The 18,715-nt window shown below is 39.8% G+C and carries 19 protein-coding genes; 4 read left to right on the top strand and 15 right to left on the bottom strand.

Going from position 1 to position 18,715, the window contains the following annotated elements:
- Positions 1–141: 141 nt before the first annotated feature.
- The 4 genes from AC4NPH_RS09195 to AC4NPH_RS09210 form a co-directional block, all read right to left on the bottom strand.
- A complete protein-coding gene (locus AC4NPH_RS09195) occupies positions 142–627 on the bottom strand; it encodes a hypothetical protein (RefSeq protein ID WP_063670910.1) in 486 nt (161 codons plus the stop codon).
- A 476-nt stretch (positions 628–1,103) separates the two neighbouring features.
- Positions 1,104–1,562: a GNAT family N-acetyltransferase gene (locus AC4NPH_RS09200; protein WP_013055878.1), complete on the bottom strand. Its 459-nt coding sequence runs from the start codon at positions 1,560–1,562 to the stop codon at positions 1,104–1,106.
- A 1-nt stretch (position 1,563) separates the two neighbouring features.
- The gene (locus AC4NPH_RS09205; protein WP_013055877.1) at positions 1,564–1,842 is read right to left on the bottom strand and encodes a YesK family protein; all 279 of its coding nucleotides are present in this window, start codon (positions 1,840–1,842) and stop codon (positions 1,564–1,566) included.
- A gap of 132 nt (positions 1,843–1,974) precedes the next feature.
- Entirely contained in the window at positions 1,975–2,484 is a 510-nt protein-coding gene (locus AC4NPH_RS09210; protein WP_231101795.1) for an SUKH-4 family immunity protein, read from the bottom strand.
- Between the two features lie 452 nt (positions 2,485–2,936).
- On the opposite strand from AC4NPH_RS09210, the gene AC4NPH_RS09215 reads away from it, so the two are divergent.
- Positions 2,937–6,128: a S8 family peptidase gene (locus tag AC4NPH_RS09215; protein WP_098197089.1), complete on the top strand. Its 3,192-nt coding sequence runs from the start codon at positions 2,937–2,939 to the stop codon at positions 6,126–6,128.
- Positions 6,129–6,167: 39 nt separating this feature from the next.
- On the opposite strand, the gene corA is transcribed toward AC4NPH_RS09215, so the two are convergent.
- A complete protein-coding gene (gene corA / locus AC4NPH_RS09220) occupies positions 6,168–7,139 on the bottom strand; it encodes a magnesium/cobalt transporter CorA (protein WP_013055874.1) in 972 nt (323 codons plus the stop codon).
- Between the two features lie 549 nt (positions 7,140–7,688).
- Between corA and AC4NPH_RS09225 the strand changes: the two genes are divergently transcribed.
- The gene (locus AC4NPH_RS09225; RefSeq protein WP_013055873.1) at positions 7,689–8,060 is read left to right on the top strand and encodes a PilZ domain-containing protein; all 372 of its coding nucleotides are present in this window, start codon (positions 7,689–7,691) and stop codon (positions 8,058–8,060) included.
- A gap of 76 nt (positions 8,061–8,136) precedes the next feature.
- Positions 8,137–8,967: an LCP family glycopolymer transferase gene (locus AC4NPH_RS09230; protein WP_098197088.1), complete on the top strand. Its 831-nt coding sequence runs from the start codon at positions 8,137–8,139 to the stop codon at positions 8,965–8,967.
- Positions 8,968–9,017: 50 nt separating this feature from the next.
- On the opposite strand, the gene AC4NPH_RS09235 is transcribed toward AC4NPH_RS09230, so the two are convergent.
- The 7 genes from AC4NPH_RS09235 to AC4NPH_RS09265 all read right to left on the bottom strand — a co-directional run bounded on the left by AC4NPH_RS09235 (position 9,018) and on the right by AC4NPH_RS09265 (position 15,664).
- Positions 9,018–9,653 (bottom strand): cupin domain-containing protein, encoded by a 636-nt coding sequence (locus tag AC4NPH_RS09235; RefSeq protein WP_029325035.1) that lies wholly within the window; start codon positions 9,651–9,653, stop codon positions 9,018–9,020.
- Between the two features lie 110 nt (positions 9,654–9,763).
- Entirely contained in the window at positions 9,764–11,086 is a 1,323-nt protein-coding gene (locus AC4NPH_RS09240) for an MATE family efflux transporter (RefSeq protein ID WP_199866500.1), read from the bottom strand.
- 62 nt (positions 11,087–11,148) lie between these two features.
- Complete coding sequence (locus AC4NPH_RS09245; RefSeq protein WP_098197086.1) at positions 11,149–12,282, bottom strand: DUF2087 domain-containing protein; 1,134 nt, start codon at positions 12,280–12,282, stop codon at positions 11,149–11,151.
- 166 nt (positions 12,283–12,448) lie between these two features.
- Complete coding sequence (locus AC4NPH_RS09250; protein WP_170959564.1) at positions 12,449–12,586, bottom strand: hypothetical protein; 138 nt, start codon at positions 12,584–12,586, stop codon at positions 12,449–12,451.
- Positions 12,587–12,685: 99 nt separating this feature from the next.
- Positions 12,686–13,144 carry a VOC family protein gene (locus AC4NPH_RS09255; protein ID WP_491938691.1) on the bottom strand — a complete coding sequence of 153 codons (459 nt, stop codon included), beginning with the start codon at positions 13,142–13,144 and terminating at the stop codon, positions 12,686–12,688.
- A gap of 263 nt (positions 13,145–13,407) precedes the next feature.
- Complete coding sequence (locus tag AC4NPH_RS09260) at positions 13,408–14,271, bottom strand: GRP family sugar transporter (protein ID WP_013055866.1); 864 nt, start codon at positions 14,269–14,271, stop codon at positions 13,408–13,410.
- Positions 14,272–14,686: 415 nt separating this feature from the next.
- On the bottom strand, positions 14,687–15,664 hold the full coding sequence (locus tag AC4NPH_RS09265; RefSeq protein ID WP_013055865.1) for a carbohydrate kinase family protein: 978 nt from the start codon (positions 15,662–15,664) through the stop codon (positions 14,687–14,689).
- A gap of 461 nt (positions 15,665–16,125) precedes the next feature.
- Here AC4NPH_RS09265 and AC4NPH_RS09270 point away from each other — a divergent pair, with 461 nt between their 5' ends.
- Positions 16,126–16,452, top strand: coding sequence for a cyclic-phosphate processing receiver domain-containing protein (locus AC4NPH_RS09270; protein ID WP_025749520.1), 327 nt, complete (start codon positions 16,126–16,128; stop codon positions 16,450–16,452).
- 215 nt (positions 16,453–16,667) lie between these two features.
- On the opposite strand, the gene AC4NPH_RS09275 is transcribed toward AC4NPH_RS09270, so the two are convergent.
- The 3 genes from AC4NPH_RS09275 to nirD all read right to left on the bottom strand — a co-directional run bounded on the left by AC4NPH_RS09275 (position 16,668) and on the right by nirD (position 18,697).
- The gene (locus AC4NPH_RS09275; protein ID WP_098598498.1) at positions 16,668–17,504 is read right to left on the bottom strand and encodes a formate/nitrite transporter family protein; all 837 of its coding nucleotides are present in this window, start codon (positions 17,502–17,504) and stop codon (positions 16,668–16,670) included.
- Between the two features lie 24 nt (positions 17,505–17,528).
- On the bottom strand, positions 17,529–18,299 hold the full coding sequence (gene cobA / locus AC4NPH_RS09280) for a uroporphyrinogen-III C-methyltransferase (RefSeq protein WP_098197083.1): 771 nt from the start codon (positions 18,297–18,299) through the stop codon (positions 17,529–17,531).
- Between the two features lie 71 nt (positions 18,300–18,370).
- Positions 18,371–18,697 carry a nitrite reductase small subunit NirD gene (nirD, locus tag AC4NPH_RS09285; RefSeq protein ID WP_013055862.1) on the bottom strand — a complete coding sequence of 109 codons (327 nt, stop codon included), beginning with the start codon at positions 18,695–18,697 and terminating at the stop codon, positions 18,371–18,373.
- Between the last annotated feature and the right edge of the window lie 18 nt (positions 18,698–18,715).

The following is an 18,715-nucleotide window of genomic DNA, read 5'->3' on the forward strand; positions in this document are numbered from 1 at the left end:
GGACTAGATCTCCTCTTTATCAGTAGAAGTCTTGTTCACAGCACCATAACCTACTTATCCGACATAATTACTATGTTTAACACAAGTATACTCTTTTATACCTTAGGTGTCAAATAAGTTATAAGAAATTTTGTAATGCCTTCATTTGAGGATTTTCTTACGGTAATGTTCCAGCTGGCTTTTAGCTTCTTTCATAATTGTTGTATGTATGATTTCATCCGTGATGTTAAAATAATTGTCTCCGTACTGATAGTCATCTATCATATCACTAATTTCAAGCCAACCTACTAACTCAGTCGGACAGTCGAGCTGAATGAACATGGTGTATAAGTGGTTGGCTTCTGTTAGCGCCATTTCTTCATGCTGCACAATTGTTTGAAGCCGCATATAGATCAGGTAATCTGTACATTCCTGTTCACTCGGTTCCGATAAGGAAAGCTCTTTTAAAGTACGCTGAAAATAATCTTCTATTTCAAAGAGATTATAAGGTGGGCGGAGAGAAGCTAAAATAGAAAGAGACAAAGAATCCTGTTCATGTTCCAGCATAGAAAGTGCCCATGGCAAATAATGTTTTTCCGCTGTGACACTCTTTTGATAAATGTAATAAAAGAGCTCGCGTGTATCCATAGAACTCCTCCTTCCTTTTTCGTGCCGATACAATTTCAAATAGTTTATCATATCTATAAATTCTATCTATAAATTCCTTCCAAAATTTTGTATAAGATTTCCTGCCGCATCTCACAAAAAAGAACCTGCATCAAAACTGATGCAGGTTCTTCCCTTCATATCATGCTACTTATTTCATGTTCATTTGCCCTTGTGAGGCCCTTTCGCTACGTATATCGGTTCATAACGAGAGTGCCAATTGTCAGATCAGAATATCTGCTTTTCATGTGAGGTAATACGTTTGCTGAAGTTGCTGTTAAGTATTCCAAAACGAAACCAGTCCCTTCATGAAGCTAAGTATTTACCTTTCACAGTAGCCTTAGAAAAATTTCTATCGGCTCTGTACTATTTGTATACCACGTTTCAATTGAACTAAACTAAAAAATTCATTTTAATCAAAAAATTCTTACCACAGGGATACAACCATTAACAGCGAATTACAAATGAAGCTTTAATCCTTCGTGAGAAGCTGTGAATCCAAGCTTTTGATAAAAACGCAAAGCCTCTGACCGTTCCTTGTCAGTTGTTAATTGTACTAACTGACAGTTACGTTCTTTCGCTCGTTCAATCGCCCATGTAATCAGCTGATATCCAACCCCTTTTCCGCGCTGTGACGAAGCGGTTCGAACTCCTTCAATCGTTGCTCTCCACCCGCCTTGTCGTGCAATGTGGGGCGTAAAGGTTATTTGTTGAACACCTATTACTTCACTATCTTTACATGCGACAATCAGTTCATTGTTTGGGTCCGCATCAATTGCCTGAAATGCTTGAACATAACAGTCTGGAAGCGGTAATTCGTAGCGCTCTCGTTTGCTTCCAAGCATATCATCAGCGAGCATTCCAACAATTTGATCTAAATCTTCCCGCACTGCTTCTCTAAAGGTTATTTCTCCCATTTCAAACAGCACCTTTCCCGTGTCTATTTATGATATTAAAAAGAACACTGACGAACAAGCTCAGAACCGACGCCAAGAACAAAGCAGCCGCTAAAGCACCAAGACCCATTCCTTCAAAGCCGCCAACTCCAAATATGCTATATAGAAATAGAAATATGCTTATTAGCATGCTGCTAAGTGAAATTCCGTACTGCACGGGCGAGTTCCTTCTATAGAAGAAATACGACGCACCAGCAAGCAGCACAAAGAAAGCACCCATTAATCCAAATAAAGAAATCATTTACACCTTCCTCCCTCTTCAAAAAAGGAATTTATATCCATTATATACTATCATTTTTATTTATTCTATCTAGCCCTGCAGCCACAACTAAATAGACATGACCAAAACGGCCATGTCTATTTTTCTACTATATTAAAAAGAAAGTTCTTTGAACCAAAAAGAATAAGGGGCTAAGCAAGCTTCATCAATTTCATTCATACGTTTTTTGCATCGCTGCAGCACCTCAGCAGGAATGTGTCTCTCTAAGTATGCAGATTCTCCGTTAGCTTGAATCGTTTCTTCTACTAGCTCTTCAAACACATCTAAGCATGCTAAAAACTGCGGAAAAGTTGTATTAATAAAACGCTCACAGTCATCGTTGGACGTATCGAGCAGCACAACCGAACCGTTTTTTTGATGAAGACAAATTGGATCTCCAGCGCCTGTTGTTCCTAAAAACCAATAGTGCTGGTAGCGAGATGATAACTCAAATGTTTCGCATAGCGTTGTTAGCTTTCCTTTGGATGAAACGAACTCTAGAAATGGTGAAGCTTCTTTGGGCAATCCTTTTTCTGTTAGCAACTTCTTTGTCTCTTTATCAATATCAAGGGGTGCAAGCTGTTCGGCATCAAACTTCATTCGTTTTTCCTGTCGTTGCATCACATTTGACAACTTCTTTCACTCCTTTTCACCATTTGCTCTTTCTTTGCTTTTGTTTATTATAAAAGAAATCCAGCTCGTATTATATGCTACAAATGAACTTAATTAGACTGAAAATTCTTCCAATCTTTATTTATATAGCCCGATCTCCTCTTTATAAACACAGGTAAAAAGAAACCGATCAAATTTTCTCCGCTGAATGCTGTTTTTAAAAATAATCCTCATTCCCTTCTTTCCTTTTAAGCGTGCCCTCGCCTTTTATAGACAGGTCACTCTTTATTCTGCCAATTTTTTCTACCTTTTGCAACTAGGACTTATCTCACTATTTATTTTACGAGATTAATAACTTTACAGAATTTCAAAATAAGAAACAGTAATTATTTACATTTTTTCAAACTTTATGGTTTAATAGGTATGTAATTCCTATTTTTTACTATATTTTTTGGAGGTTTAACATGAAAAAAGGGTCAATTTATCGTTTTATTGCTTTTGCTTTAATGTTCACCTTGTGTTTTAGCCAATTAGGCTTACTGAAAACACAAGCAGCAGGCAATCCCCCTGCTAATGAAAAAACATTAAGCATTGGTAAAGCAGCAAAAGGAACATTTACAGAACCAGAACAAGCACATTGGTACAAGATTAATCCTTCTAAACAAGATGTAGCAAAGTTTTCACACTACCGAATTAAGCTGCAAAGTGATGATGAAGTAAACATCACGGTTTACTCTAGTCTTGAAGATGCCAAAAACAACGTGGCATTTGACCGTTATATGGGATACTCTTACAAAGATGAGCCTGCTCAGCTTGATTTCCCAATCGCTTGGACTGGCCCTTATTATGTGAAAGTTGAGTATTACGGAGATGGAGATCTTATTGTTGAAGATGATACCGAAGAAGGTGGACAAACTCCTTCTGAACCTCAGCCGGAATTAAAAACAGAAGTTCCTTACACAATCAGCTATGAAGGCGCTTCACTTCCTCCTTCTCAAATGATGGAAGAAGAATGCCCGGCTGAATTAAGTACAAGCCAAAAAGAAAACGGAAAAGGTATTTTAAAAGATTTGCGTACAATTCGCGACGCTGTGCTTTCAAAAACAGCAAGCGGAAAAGACCTTTCTTCTCTTTATTACAAAGCCGCTCCGTTTATCAGCTCTAAAATGATTATTGATAAATCGATGCGCGAACAAGTATACAAAGATTTAGTTCAGCTAAAAGGTTTATTTACAGATGTGGCAAAAAACGGCGCATCAAGCACATACATGATTACAAGTGCTGACCAAAAAGCAATCAATGATTTATATAACATCGCGTACAAATCTGTTCCAGCTGCTTTAAAGAAAGACTTAGAAAAAGTAGCAGCACAGACAAAATTAAAAGACGTAACGGACTTAAACGTATCGTCTGTATTAGTAAGAGCTAAATTAGTCAGCGCAAACAGCGTTTCAACAAAAGCTGAAACTCGCTATATTGTTAAATTAAAAGATGGTGCAAATGCTAAATCATTCAAAACAAAAGCACAGTCAAAATCAGCAGGCATTGAATCTATTAATCCATTAAAACAATCAGCTGCTTCTTTTGATAATATGTTTGTTATTCAATTAGATGACAGCAATGCAAAAAGCTTCAGCACGTCGTCTGCTCAAGGTAAAATGACGGCAAAACAAATTCAGGCACTTCCTGAAACTGAATTTATCGAGCCGGTTCAAGAGTACCACGCTCTTTCAATGGATTCACAATATCCGTATCAATGGTCATTAAACAATACGGGTAAAAATGACGGTACGCAACATGCCGATATTCAATACGAATCGCTTGAAAAATTACTGAACGGTCAAAAATTAAAAGATACGGTTATTGCCGTTGCGGATACGGGCGTCGATTCATCACTAGCTGATTTAAAAGGCGTGGTGGATACAAAAACAGGCTATAACTACGTGGATCGTTCGTCGAATGCAACAGACGACAACGGACACGGAACTCACGTAGCAGGTATTATCGCAGCCTCTGCAAACAATAACTATTCAATGGCTGGCATTAATTCTCATGCAAAAATTTTACCGGTTAAAATTCTAGACGCATCTGGAAGCGGAGATACAGAACAAATTGCGTACGGTATTAAATACGCGGTTGATCACGGTGCAAAAGTCATTAACTTAAGCCTTGGCGGATCTTACAGCCGCGTGCTTGAATATTCGTTAAAATACGCATACGATCATAACGTAACGGTTGTAGCTGCAAGTGGAAACGACGGTATGGAAGAGCTCTCTTACCCTGCTTCATCTGCCTATGCGATTTCAGTAGGCGCATCAAACCGTTTAGATATCGTATCTGACTACTCAAACTATGGAAAAGGATTAGATATTACAGCTCCTGGCTCTGATATTCCAAGTCTTGTTCCAGACGGGAACGTCACTTATTTAAGCGGAACATCAATGGCAACACCTCACGTGGCAGCCGTTGCGGGATTATTACTATCACAAAACCCAGGCTTAAAGCCAAAAGACGTTGAAAAACGCCTAACGGATACAGCTAAAGATATTAAATTCGATGAAAAAGATGCTCCTGTATACGATGATGAAGAAAGTCCGTTAGAGCCCCCTGCTCCAGGCTACGATTACGTATCAGGATGGGGACGTTTAAATGCGTACAGCGCGGTAAGTGCACAGCAGCTGCAAGCGCAGGTAAATACATTTGTCAGCACGCAAAAAATTGTTACAGGTAAAGCTCAAAGCGGTTCAACTGTTAAAGTAATGAACGGCTCAAAAACACTTGGCACAGTTAAAGCTGATGCAAAAAATACGTTCTCTGTGAACATTCCAGCTCAAAAAGCTGATACCGTTTTACAAGTGGTTGTCACAAATGGAAAAGCAAGTACGAGCATTCGTGCAGTTGTTCAAAAAGCACCTGCCAAACCAGCGGTAAAAGCCGTAACGAATAAAGATGAGTACGTAACAGGAACGTCTAAAGCGAATTTTACGGTAAATGTTAAAAACAGCGCTAAGAAAGTGATTGCTTCAGCAAAAGCTGATGCAAAAGGCGCGTTCAAAGTGAAAATTCCAAAACAAAAAGAAAACACAGTCTTGTACATCACGGCTACAAACAGCCAAAAACAAGAAAGTGAAGAAGTAAAAGTAACGGTGCGTGACGTTATTGCTCCAAATGCCCCTAAAGTAAATCCAGTCAGCGACGCGGATACAACTATTAAAGGAACAGCTGAAGCAAATGCATCTGTTGTAGCGAAAGTGAACAACAAAGAAATCGGCAAAGCAAAAGCCAATGCAAAAGGTCAGTACAGCATAACAATTAAAAAACAAAAAGCAGGTACAGCAATCAGCGTAACAGCAGCAGACGCAGCCAACAACACAAGTAAAGCTACGACTGTAAAAGTGAGCGATAAAACTCCCCCTGCCGCACCAAGCGTAAATGCTGTCACAACAAAAAGCACGGCTGTAACAGGTAAAGCAGAAGCAAATGCTACCGTAACGGTAACAGTAAACAAAAAAAGCATTGGCTCTGCTGCTGCTAACAGCAAAGGACAATACTCAGTAAAAATTAAAAAGCAAAAAGAAAAAACAGTCTTAAGCGTAACCGCAAAAGACAAAGCGAACAATACGAGTAAAGCAACAGCAAAAACGGTGACAAAATAAAGAAAAAAGGCGCTTGGCTTATGGCCAAGTGCCTTTTGGTTATAAAAGCTGTTTGTTTTTAAAGTATTTCCACATTCCCCACGTTAACACAATTAACATAACGATAATAACAGCAGTAGCCCAGTGGGAATTTTGATATGGAATCGGTACGTTCATCCCAAAAAATCCGGTTACGAACGTCAGCGGAAGCATAATCGTTGAAATCAGCGTTAAGACGTTCAGCTTTTCAGATGAAGTTGCATTGGTAATAGAATAATACGTATCAAGTGCACTGTTTACGAGGTCTCTAAATGTTTCAGCAGAGTCTACAATACGCTCTAAGTGGTCAAGCAAGTCAATGTAGAAAGGAACATTTTCTTCTCGTATGTCGAATTTCCACTTTCCATTAACCGTTAAGAAAATTCGGCGCTGAGGCAGAATAACGCGACGGATTAAGATAATCGTTCTTTTTAACGCCAAGAACTCTTCCGTCACTCCGCGCACTTCTTTGTTGTAGATTTCATCTTCTAATTCATCAATACGCATGTCAATTCGGTCTAAAATCGGAAAGTATTCGTCCGTGATGCCATCAATCAAAGCATACAGTAAAAAGTCGGCGCCGCGGTTCATAAACTTTGGATAGCGTGAGCACACAGCATCCATTTTGCGAAGCCAGCCCATTTTATGTTTATGAATCGTCACTACGTAATTTGATCCGACAAAGGCATTTAACTCAAGCGTCGTAATCTCGTCATCACTTTCTTCGTTATAGCGAAGCGCGTGAAAAACGAAAAATTTATAGTCTTCGTAATCATCCATTTTAGCGCGAGGACTGTCGTGTAAGCAGTCTTCAATTGCCAATGGGTGAAAATCGAATAATTTAGCAATTTGAGCAAGCTCTTGTCCGTGGACATCATACAAATCAATCCACAGCAAATTATCAGGATTGCGCAATTTTTCATGCACGTCTCCTAAATCAAGATTCGTTACCATTTCTTTTGTTTCATCATCATATAAGTATGTTTTAATCATTGATTTTTCACCTCACATCATTGAGGCATTAAGGAGTATTTTCCTTCGTTGAAATGAGAGGAACATATACACCTTTGTTGCCCCTATCTTGTTTTGCAGTAACCTTCATCGAAATGGGGTCATCAGTGCCCATTCATCTCACCTCCTAATTAGTTGAAGGAACGCTGACTTGTAATACAGCTACTTCACAAAGTTTAATTTTAACATACAATCTAACTCTAGCGTAGCGCTTTTTTCAAAACCTTTCCCTCTCTATTTAAAGTTTCAAACAAAACTTCCGATACTATAAAAGCAGTTATAAACGGCAATCGATAACTAAGACCGCTTGAATCCTCCCACAAAGGTTCACCTAATCGTAGGCGATCAACCCCGCAAGGGGGATCGCCTACGATTAGGTCTAGAAAATCTCACATGACCGGTCTGTGGTCATATGAGATTTTCTACACCAATAAACATTATATGGGTGATGTGGAAAAACGTGTAGGAATTTTTAGACTTTCATCGAATACTTACTTAACAAACTTAGATTACGAAAAGGACTGATAATACATGCATTTTAAACGTGAAGAACCGTTTCGCTTTTTATTTGAGACCCCCATTGTTGGAACGTTTTCCATTGCTAAATACGACAACAAAGAAATCGATTCTAAGCCAGGTCCTTTGTCTGTTATCGACCTTTCACCGAAAGGAATCAAAATAATTACGCCGCTTGATTTACCTATTTTCAACCATCAAATTCAGCTAAAAATCAGCTTTTATTTAAATGAAAAACCCATCCATATTACCGGACTTTGCGTGTGGAAAGAAAAACGGCACACCGAATACCTTTATGGCATCGAAGCGTTTAACGATGTGGAAGAACAAGCGATTTTAATTACAGAGCTCAAAACTTACGCCAAGAAAAAGCGAGATACGCAATAAAAATAGCGCTCATTTGTTTTACTACCCTTTTAAGATGGCAATACTACGAACGACTTCGATAGAAAAAGGTGATACGATGAGCAGCAAAGCAAAAAAAGAGTGGATTGGCGGTCTCGTACTATTTTTACTCGTCAGTTTTGTCAGCATCACATTTGTAGGCTATCATACGGTGAAAGCTGCCGTTGATCAAACATATGTACCGCTTGAGCATGGTAACAAAACACACGTCAATTTAAAAAAAGGGCAACCGTTTTCCCTGCTTTTAATTCAAGAAAACCATCAAAATACGTCATTTGTGTATATGACTGTTAATAAACAGCATGAATCAATAAAAATGACCCACTTGCCAGGGTCAACTCAGCTCGGCAATGAAACACTGCGAACCATTTATCACCGAGGAAATATGAATGCTGTCGTAAAGAACGTCGAAACGTGCGCAAAGCTTCCTGTTGATTATTATGTCAAAATGGATCAGCAGTCAGTCGTCGATGCTGTAAATAAATTAGGCGGCATTATCGTCACAAACAAACGTGCTTTTGAACATAGCAACATTGTTTTTCCAAAAGGATCGATTCGCCTTAACGGAGAAGAAGCGCTTGTTTTTTTAAAGGAGCGTAATGAGCAAGACATCTTTACTGCGCATGAAAGACAGCTGTCCGTCGCGAAAGCCATTTTCAGCCAAGCAGCTACGATTCCCAATGTTGCAAAGCTGCACTCTCTTGTATTTACGCTCGCTGATCACATTGAAACCAACGCAACCTTTAATGATATCAAACGGATTCAAAAAACCTACAAACCGGCCGTTTCTCACGTAGACAAGCAGCAGTTTCCGCAAAACGAATGGAACCAAAAACAAGTCACAACGCGGCTGTATAAGCATTTAGAACGCAACGAGCTGTTTTTATAAAAAAAGCCTCACGAAAAAACCATTGACCATAGGCTCAATGGTTTTTTATGCTACTTATCTTCAGCAGGCACTACTTTTTCATTTATTTTAATAACAACTTTTTCATCACGTTCATAGCCCTTCTTATAAGAAGAATGATCATTAGGCGGCCCAATCACAACCGTATCCGTAATTGGCGCTACGGCTTCTGCTACTTCGCCTGCGCTTACTCCGTATGCTTTTTGAAACACGATCGGAGGCGTTAAGCGCAGCACGTCGGATCCTTCTGTAGATTCGAATTGATCATTGTTAAAAAAGAGATGAAGATGCGCTTCTTCCGATAAGGGCTCAATCCAATGCCACCAGCCCATCGGTATAAACACAACTTCCCCTTGTTTTATCCGGTAATTGTGCATGCTGCTTGTATCAGGATCCAAGACAGACACCTGCACTTCACCTGAAACGACGACATCTAATTCCCACGCGTTTGGATGCCAGTGGGGTTCTCTCATATGCCCTTTCGTCATATATAAATCAACAAAAGCACCTCCAAGCATAGCAGGCAGCTGAGTTGAGGTTAGTTGATACGCTATATTTTGATCATTTCGTTTGAACAGGACGTTTTGCTTATAGTTCACTGACAGATTAGGCGTTCCTGAGCTTTTTTTAATATTTGAATTATCCGGCACAAATCCAGATTTACTCATAGTGTCATACCCTCTTTTCATCAAAAAGTTATATGCACTATCCTATTAAAACTCTTAGCTAAGGGTGTTTTAATTAGGAAAAATAAAAAACGAGCGTTTCCACTCGTTTTTTATCCGACAAGACGTTCAATTTTCTTTTTCTTCCATACAAATTGATAATAGCTGTACTGCAGGATTAAGCTGACAACAAACGCCGCTGGATATCCAATCCAAATCCCTTTGATTTCAAGAGGTGTAAACTGCGATAACACGTAGGCTACGGGTACTTCTACACACCAAATAGCCATAATACTAAATACCGTAGGCCAAAGCACCGTACCGCTTGCTCGCATTGTAGCGGTAATAATTTGCGCATGACCGAAAATCAAATAGCTCCAAAGTGTTATCACTAACAGCTCTTCGGCAATATGGAGCGTGTGCTGACTTGTTAAAAACAAAGCTAAAATTTGATTAGAAAAGAGATAAATAAGTAAAATTAATACGCTGCCAATAACGTAATTCAGCATAATTCCAGAGCGAATAACTTCTTTTAAACGCTCAAATTTATTAGCACCAATCGACTGCGCCGCAAAAATAGAAACCGCAATTCCTAAGCTGATTGCCGGCATTTGTACATAGCTTGCCACTTGGTTCACCGCTCCGTACGCCGCTGTAGCGTCTGAGCCAAATCCGTTTACAAACGTAATAACCGCAATTTCAGAAAGAGAAACTAAAATCATATTGATACTAGCTGGAATCCCTAAACGCATAAGCAGCTTTAAAAGCGTTCCGTCCATTTTTAATGAAATAGATGAGTCAAACTTTAACGGATGATTTTTCTTGCGTAAATAAACGATCATAATAATGAACGTTAATACGGTTGAAAACACCGTTGCGTACGCAGCGCCGTACACTCCAAGCTTCGGCACTCCTATCCATCCAAAAATTAAAATTGGAAGGAAAATGATGTTTAAGACCGTACTCACAACTAAAAAGTAAAAAGGCGTTTTAGAGTCTCCGGTTCCGCGCATAAACGTCGTATAAACAAAGTATAAAAACAAAACAGGAATTGCCACAAACAAAATGCGCGCATAGTGAACCGTTACATCAATAATATTAACCGGCGTTCCCATAATCCGAAGAATATCCGGAGCAAATATGCTTCCCAAAACAGCAAGCACAATTCCCACTAAAAATGTAAACGTGAGCGTGGTACCGATAATTTCTTTGACTCGTTTTTCATTTTGTGCCCCGTACGCTTGCCCGATTAAAATGGAACTTCCTGACCCAATTCCAATTGAAAACGACACAAGCAGAAAAAACAGAGGAAAAAACGCGGAAATAGCGGCTAACGCATCAACTCCAAGCGCTCTTCCGACAATAATACTTCCCGCCAGCTGCCCAACGGACTGCATGGCGTTACTTAACATGAGCGGAATCAAAAACACAAGCATCAGCTTACTGACGGACTTTTCTGATTCCACTACTTCACTTTTAGCATCTTGATTCTTCACACCTATTTCTCCTTTGTATCAGCTTTCGGCGAATGATAGCCTTTTTCGCCGTAAGGCTGCAGCTTCTCTAACCATTTCGCTTCCAGTTTCAGCAAATCCTTTTTTGAAAGTGCTTTTTCTTCTTCTCTTTTAATCGTTTCCAGCATCTCAATTAAAAAAGCATCCGCCCCGTACGTATTCCACTCGTTTTGAAGCTCTTTATTTTGATGAGTGTTCGTCTTTAACGTGAACTTTACGCCGTTTAACGTTTTGATGTTAGGCGTAGAGCCAATGTAAATCTTATCGTTGTGAAGGTTTTTAATTTGATATACGCCGCCTTCTGTTTTTACTTCTTTCGCTAGCTGCTTCATTTGCTTTTTATAGTCTTTTGAGTCCATACTCATCCCTGTCTCTCCTTTTCTCCAGTAGCTGCTTCCATCTGCGCTGCGCTCTAAAAAACCGTACTCAATTAAATAACGTCGCAGCACCGCATAGTCGTCATAAAAAGGTGCTAACCTATCATTTACTTCTTTTTCGGTATATGTGCTACCGAAATCAAAATGCCCGCTTAATTCTTCAAGAACAACAAGACGGTGTTTTTCTTGCAAATGAAAAGTACGAAGAGGTCCGTTTAAACCTTGCGGAAAATTCTTCGCTAAAATCTTTTCACGTTCTTCATCACTGACGCTGTAGCGCTGACTTCTTCTAGGCGCAGTATTTGTTACGGGTACCGCCTTCTCTTCTTCCCCGTCGTTTAACAGTTCCATCAGCGTTAAAAACACTTTTGCCTGACGCTCTTTTTTCTTTAACGTAAAACGGTGATTCCGAATGGTCGATGAACTGCCGATTCCCATTTCTTTTTGAATATCACTATCACTTTTTCCTTCTTTAAAAAACTTCACTAAATTTTTTTGATGATCAGAAAGACCGGTTACATCTTTATCTAGCTCTATTAAATGATGAAACACAGACCCGTGCTGCTGTTCAACATGAAGCTTCATATAACGTTTTGCTTCATAAAAAACACCTTCCAGTGGATAAATAATGCCTTTTTCAATACTTTCACCGCACAGTAAGCAGTGATAGTGCTCTTCGCTTTCCCCGTACCCTTTCTTCATATCTTCAAAAGATGATTCCCAAAACAAGTCATTTACCATTTAAATAGACACCTTTCTATTTTGTTTATTAATTTATAAACAAATATATTATATGTTTATTATTATGTCAAATTTTCGTTTATGATACACAAAACAGGTTGAGACATAACGAAATGAACCCAATCTAAAGACGAACAAATGGGATACATGAGCTCATATAGATCGCTTATGACACCGCAGTTGATTTCCGTGCAAGGCTTCGCTTTCCGCGGGCGGCCGGTGAGCCTCCTCGTCGCTTGCGCTCCTGCGGGGTCTCACCTGTTCCGCTTTTCCCGCAGGAGTCTTCGCCTTGCCCTCCAATCAACTGCTAGAAAGACCTACACACATGAAACCTATGTTAACCATAACAAAAAAAACGAACCACTAATCAAACACTTTGATCAATGGTTCGTTTTCACTTCGGCTAAAATAATCCCCTCCGGTTCTCTTTGTTCCATTCACTTAAATATGGAAAATCCTTAGATACAACGGGCTTATCATCCAAAAGCGTAATTAATTCCAAGCGGTTACCGTCAGGGTCATTAAAATACACGCACGCTGCCGGCATCCACGTATGAACAATCGGCTCTGTTTGCGGCTTTCCAAACGACGTTTCTTCAGGTTCAATGCCTTTTGAACGCAGCCACGTTAACGCTTCATGAATATCTACTGCTTCAATTCCAAAAGCAAAATGACTCCTTTTCAACTCTTTTTCATCTGTTTCCCAAAGCCCGAGCATCTGCTTTTGTTCCCCAACAAAGAAAAAAGCACAGCGCCTCTCTTCAATTTTATGAACAAACGTCAGCCCAAGACATCTATAAAATTCAATCGAATCCTCCAAATTCCGAACCTGCACATGCGCCTCATAAATACTCTTAATCATAGCCTTCCCTCCATTCTTTTCTACTACTATAAGCCTTTTCACACCAAACAGCTTCCTAACAAAGAACGAAAAACATTCAGCCTTAAGAATGAGAAACACTCAACAGGAACATACAGCTTTGAAATTCAGAAGAGCACTAAGGTTTTGATCTTGACTTTGACTATGGGTTTGAGGCTACCCCGCAAGGGGTGCCTCAAACCCTTAGGTCTAGAAAAACCCCCATGACTGCACTCTAGCCATGGGGGTTTTTCTACATCGATAAATTAAGCGTGGGCTTTTGCGAGGCCGATACAGATACCGCCTGAAATAATCAGTACACTCGCAAGAGATACATAAAATAATTGACGCTTTGTTTTCTTTTCTCCCAAGAAGACAATACCGCCAAAAATTGAAATAACGATACCCATTTGCGATAATGAAAAGCTTGTTGCTACGCCTAATCTTGATTGAGATAAGAATAAGAACATATTTCCAGATGCCCAGATTAGCCCTGGTAAGATATTACGAATCGTATATTTGTTAAATGGCTTATGTTTGTATGTAATGATTAAACCGCCAATTAACATACCGATTGCTTGCGGGAATAAAGCTGCCCATGCGTCTACGTTGAAGATACGTGCGATAACTACGTAAACTAAGAATCCAAGACTTGAAATGATAAGAGTGATAACTCCTTTTTTCGTTTGTCCCGGAGCACCTTGTGCCCCTTCTTTTTTACCGTCTAATGAAGAAAGCACAACGCCTGCTAGTATTAAAAGAATCGCAATAGACCCAAGTACAATCGTTTGAAGCGTTGACCATTCTTTAAATACAATAACACCAAAAAGAGCTGTTGATACTAATTGCATACCCGTTGAAATCGGCATTGACTTTGAAACGCCAAGGTATGGAACACTTTTAAACTGATTGCTTTGACCTACTGACCAGAACAAACCTGAAACAATTCCGACAATAACGAGCGTTGGCGTTAACACCGGCTGCACAATCATAAACTGAACAAATGAAAGAATCAAAGCTCCAATAATTGTTCCCAGCGTTTGACTGTAAGGTCCACCGCCCATCTTCATACTAACTAAAATCATGCTTCCCCACGCAACGGAAGGAAGAACACCTAGCAAAATATCCATCTTTCTCTTAACCTACTTTCCTATTTCTAATCTATGTACGTGATACGTAATAACCTGCTGCTTTTCTTTTATCAAGGGCTAAGGGCCAAGCACTTATACTCCCTTGAATATTCCCCAAAAGGTCTAGGTCTAGAAAATTTAATAGGATCGCTCTTTGATCCTATTAAATTTTCTACATCGATAAATATATAACGTTTTCATAAATAGTGGTAAAACTGCTATTTCTTGCTGCTCGTATTATACTAACACGAACATTTATTATTTAGCTAGAAATTTTTTTGATTATTTTTTTAAAAACAGAAAAAATTTTTTTCTTCTTACTCCACAGCTCGCTTCTCCCTCTTATGTGATCTGCAATCAGCAGAAACGGACGCCTCTGCTGATTGAAAATAAGAAGAGATAAAGCCTTTTCATTTTAGTTAGCTACAGGCTTACAAAATTGCTCTACTACTTCTTTGGCTGGAATTGAACTGATCGCACCTTTTCCAGTTGTCGTTAAGGCACCGCTTGCATTTGCAAAGCGCAAAATAGCATCGTGGTCGCGGTCAAGGATAGCCGTTAAGTTTTCTTGTGACACATCGCGGCTTAATAGCTGATAAAGAAATCCGCCAATAAACGCATCTCCTGCACCTGTTGTATCAACAACCGCTACTTTGTAACCGTTTGATTCATAGACAGCTTGTTTTGTATAAAGCGTTGCGCCTTCTGCTCCTTTTGTGAACACAACTACTTGAACGTCACCTGTAAATAGAGACTGAATCGCTTTCTGTTCATCTTCAATGCCGGTGATAAACGACAGCTCGTCGTCTGAAATTTTGACAATGTGCGCTTGAGGAATAAATTCTAAAATCGTTTGACGGCATAGCTCATGATCTTTCCACAGTGGAAGACGTACATTTGGATCAAAGCTGATAACCCCGCCTTTTTCTTTCATGCTTTTAATCGCTTTCATATGAGCGTATTTCATAGGGCTTTCAACTAAATCAACTGAACAGAAATGAAGAAGATCGTTACTTGCAAACCAATCAGGGTTAATTTCGTCTTCTGTTAGTAATAAATCTGCTGAAGGATTACGATAGAAGCTGAAATCTCTTTCTCCGTCTTCACGCAGGGAAACAAAAGCTAAAGCTGTGTTTGCTTCTTCTGTACGATAGACCATATCAGTACCTACTCCTACTTCACGAAGCGTATCTACTAGAAAGTCTCCAAACGCATCTTCTCCAACTTTTGTAATAAGCGCTGACTCATTACCGTATGTAGCAACAACTGCCGCAACGTTTGCCGGCGCTCCCCCTGGCACACGCGTAAACGATTCCACTTCTTTCAATTGAAGACCTTTTTGAGCTGGAATCATATCAATTAATACTTCACCGATACTAAATAACTTACCCATTCTATTCACCTTACTTTTCTTTTTTGTCATATTGTCATACTGTCATACTATGTTCCAAAAAATCCTTAAATCAAATTATACGTCCCAACCATCTTTTTCGTAAAGAGAAATTTCCAATTTATTTAAAAAAAATCGTAAATGATAGTTTTTTTCTGACAATCTTTTATTGTTAATCCCCTTCCATCCCTTGTAAAATATGGGATTAAAATGACCTTCTTACATAAAGATAGAGGGATAAAAAAAGCAATGTCCAGTTTTAACTGTTTATTTATTCATTTTTCGTTCGACATCTCTTTCCTTATTCCCTCTTTATTCGCCGCGAATATGCAAATAATGATAAAGATTCGTGTTTTTACCCCTATTTAAGAAGGAGTGCAGTAAAATGTGTCGAATAGACTTAGGTAGGTATATGACATTATGTATGTTACACTAAATACAAGGCAAGGAAGGGAGAATCAGTCATGAAAATCAATGTTTTTCTAGACGACTATCGCAAATGCCCTGACGGTCATGTTTTAGCCGAAACGATTGATGAATGTATTGATCTGCTAAGATCATTCGATGTTGAACATTTATCACTCGATCACGATTTACTGAGTAAGACACGGAATGGATTAATGCTCGTGCATTTTATGGTAAAGCATCATTTATATGCCGATCGAATTACGATTCACTCCGCTAATCATTCAGGCAGCAAAGCAATGTACAACTGCTTTAAGGACGCTCAAAAAGAGCATAAAATGCCAAACAACATTAAAATTCTAAGATGCCCTCTGCCTCTTCGATGATACCTGCACCCTCACACATTCATTTCAACAGAATCTGTCCGATTCAATTCTCACAGACATCCTGTTTCTATAAAATGAAGAACGATACTGCTTGTTCGATACGTATAGATGTGAATACGCTTTAAGCAGTTTATATTATATAGAAGAAACCGCTCTAAAATACCGTGATGATAGCTTTAAAAAGCAGACTATATGGTACAAAGAGCGGTTTTTTGCTATTTAGACAGTTTAGCAGAATCCAAGTCAGCTGAGAGAGCAGCCGGCTGTTTTTTAGCTTCTTTTAGCTGCCTAGCGTTCACGAACCAGTAGAGGCTTCCTACAAACAGTCCTCCCCCTGCGATGTTTCCGAGCGTAACAGGAATTAAATTATGAAATAGTCCAGCAGCCGAAATCGCATCAGAATGCGGAAGCAATAAAGCTAGACCAAGAAACGTCATATTTGCCACGCTGTGCTCGTATCCTGAAGCAACAAATGCAAACAGCATCCAAAAAATAAGCATGATCTTTGCCGCATCGCTTTTAGTACGCGCAGCCGTCCAAATTGCCAGGCAAACAAGCCAGTTGCAAAGGATGCCGCGAAAAAATAATTCACTGACCGGCAAATGCATTTTTTTAGCTGCCAGCGTCATAAGTAAATGATCCGGTTCAATTCCTTTAAACAAACCGGTTCCGGTAATTAACAAACAAAGCCCAAACGCACCTATCGCATTTCCGATAAAACACCACGTCCAGTTTTTAAACGTATCTTTCCATGTGGTGATTCCCGATAGCGTACTCACCGTATACACCATGTGATTTCCGGTAAACAATTCCGCTCCTGCAAATACGACAAGCAGTAAAGCAACAGTAAAAGATAACCCCATCACAAGAGAAACGACCGGTAAAGAAGCAGAGGCTAAAGGCGCTCCTACCGATAGAGCTAATATAACGCCAATTCCTACATAAGCACCCGCTAGCACAGCTAACAGCAAGTAACTCGGCAAATGATCATTCACAAGGTTCGTTTTTTCGCGGGCTAACTCATTCATTGACTGCAGTGAATTCTTAAACAAAAGTGTTTCCTCCTTTTATTTATCTTAGACGCATACTTTTTCTTCTGTTTTTTCCAAAAACCAAGAAAGAGCAGAAGCTTGCTTCACCACTTCACCAATCACAATCATCGCGGGATTGCTCACTTGCTGCTCGGCAGCCGTGTCTACGATAGCGCCAAGCGTACCTGTAACCGTGCGCTGATAAAGCGACGTGCCTTGTTCAATAAGAGCGACCGGCGTATCCGCGCTTTTTCCCGCGTCTAAAAGCTGACGGCAAATATACGGTAAGTTTTTAACGCCCATATAAATCGCAAGCGTATCAACTCCTTTTGCTAAATGCTCCCAGCGAATACTTTCCGGCTTGCCGCTCAAGCAGTGTCCCGTCACAACGGCAAACGACCGGCTCAGCTCACGATGCGTCACAGGAATTCCAGCATAGGCCGGCGCCGCAATTCCCGCTGTAATACCTGGAACGATTTCAAATGGAATTCTATGCTGAACAAGGACTTCTGCTTCTTCACCGCCTCTTCCGAAAATAAACGGATCTCCGCCTTTTAACCGGACGACGGTATTTCCTTTTCTTGCGTAGAATACAAGCAAATCATGAATATCATCTTGAGAAACGCAGTGATCACCAGGCTTTTTCCCGCAGTAGACGAGTTCGGCTCCTTCTTTTGCATACTGAAGAAGAACAGGGTTCACTAATCGGTCATATAAAATAACATCTGCTTTTTCTAAACATTTGGCTGCTTTTATCGTTAGTAAATCTGGATCTCCTGGTCCGGCTCCTACAATGTACACTTTTCCTGTTCTCATTTTTGCTTCGCTCCTTTTAGTGTGTCCCCTTGAATTTTTGTGGCGCGTTGAAAATCAACGCGCCACGGTACTTATTCTTCAATTAAAAGATACAGTAAATCTCCTTCAACAGACGCTTCGTACGTGTCTACACATCCGCTGTCAGGCTCTTGCACGTTGCCGTCATGCAAGCAAATCTTCCAGTCGTGCATCGGACAGAACACCGAGTCGCCGCTCACGATTCCTTCACTTAACACCCCGCCTTTATGCGGACAGCGATTTTCAATTGCCCGGATTTTTCCGCTTGATAGCTTAAACACCGCAATTTCTTTTCCGTTTACTTTCACTGTTTTACCTAGGCTTACCGGAAAATCATGAATCGATCCTACGCATACTTTTGTAATGTTTTTATTCACCATCTTTATTTCCCCCCAGCT

It is taken from the genome of Priestia sp. MDV22-iso46, from assembly GCF_058629175.1.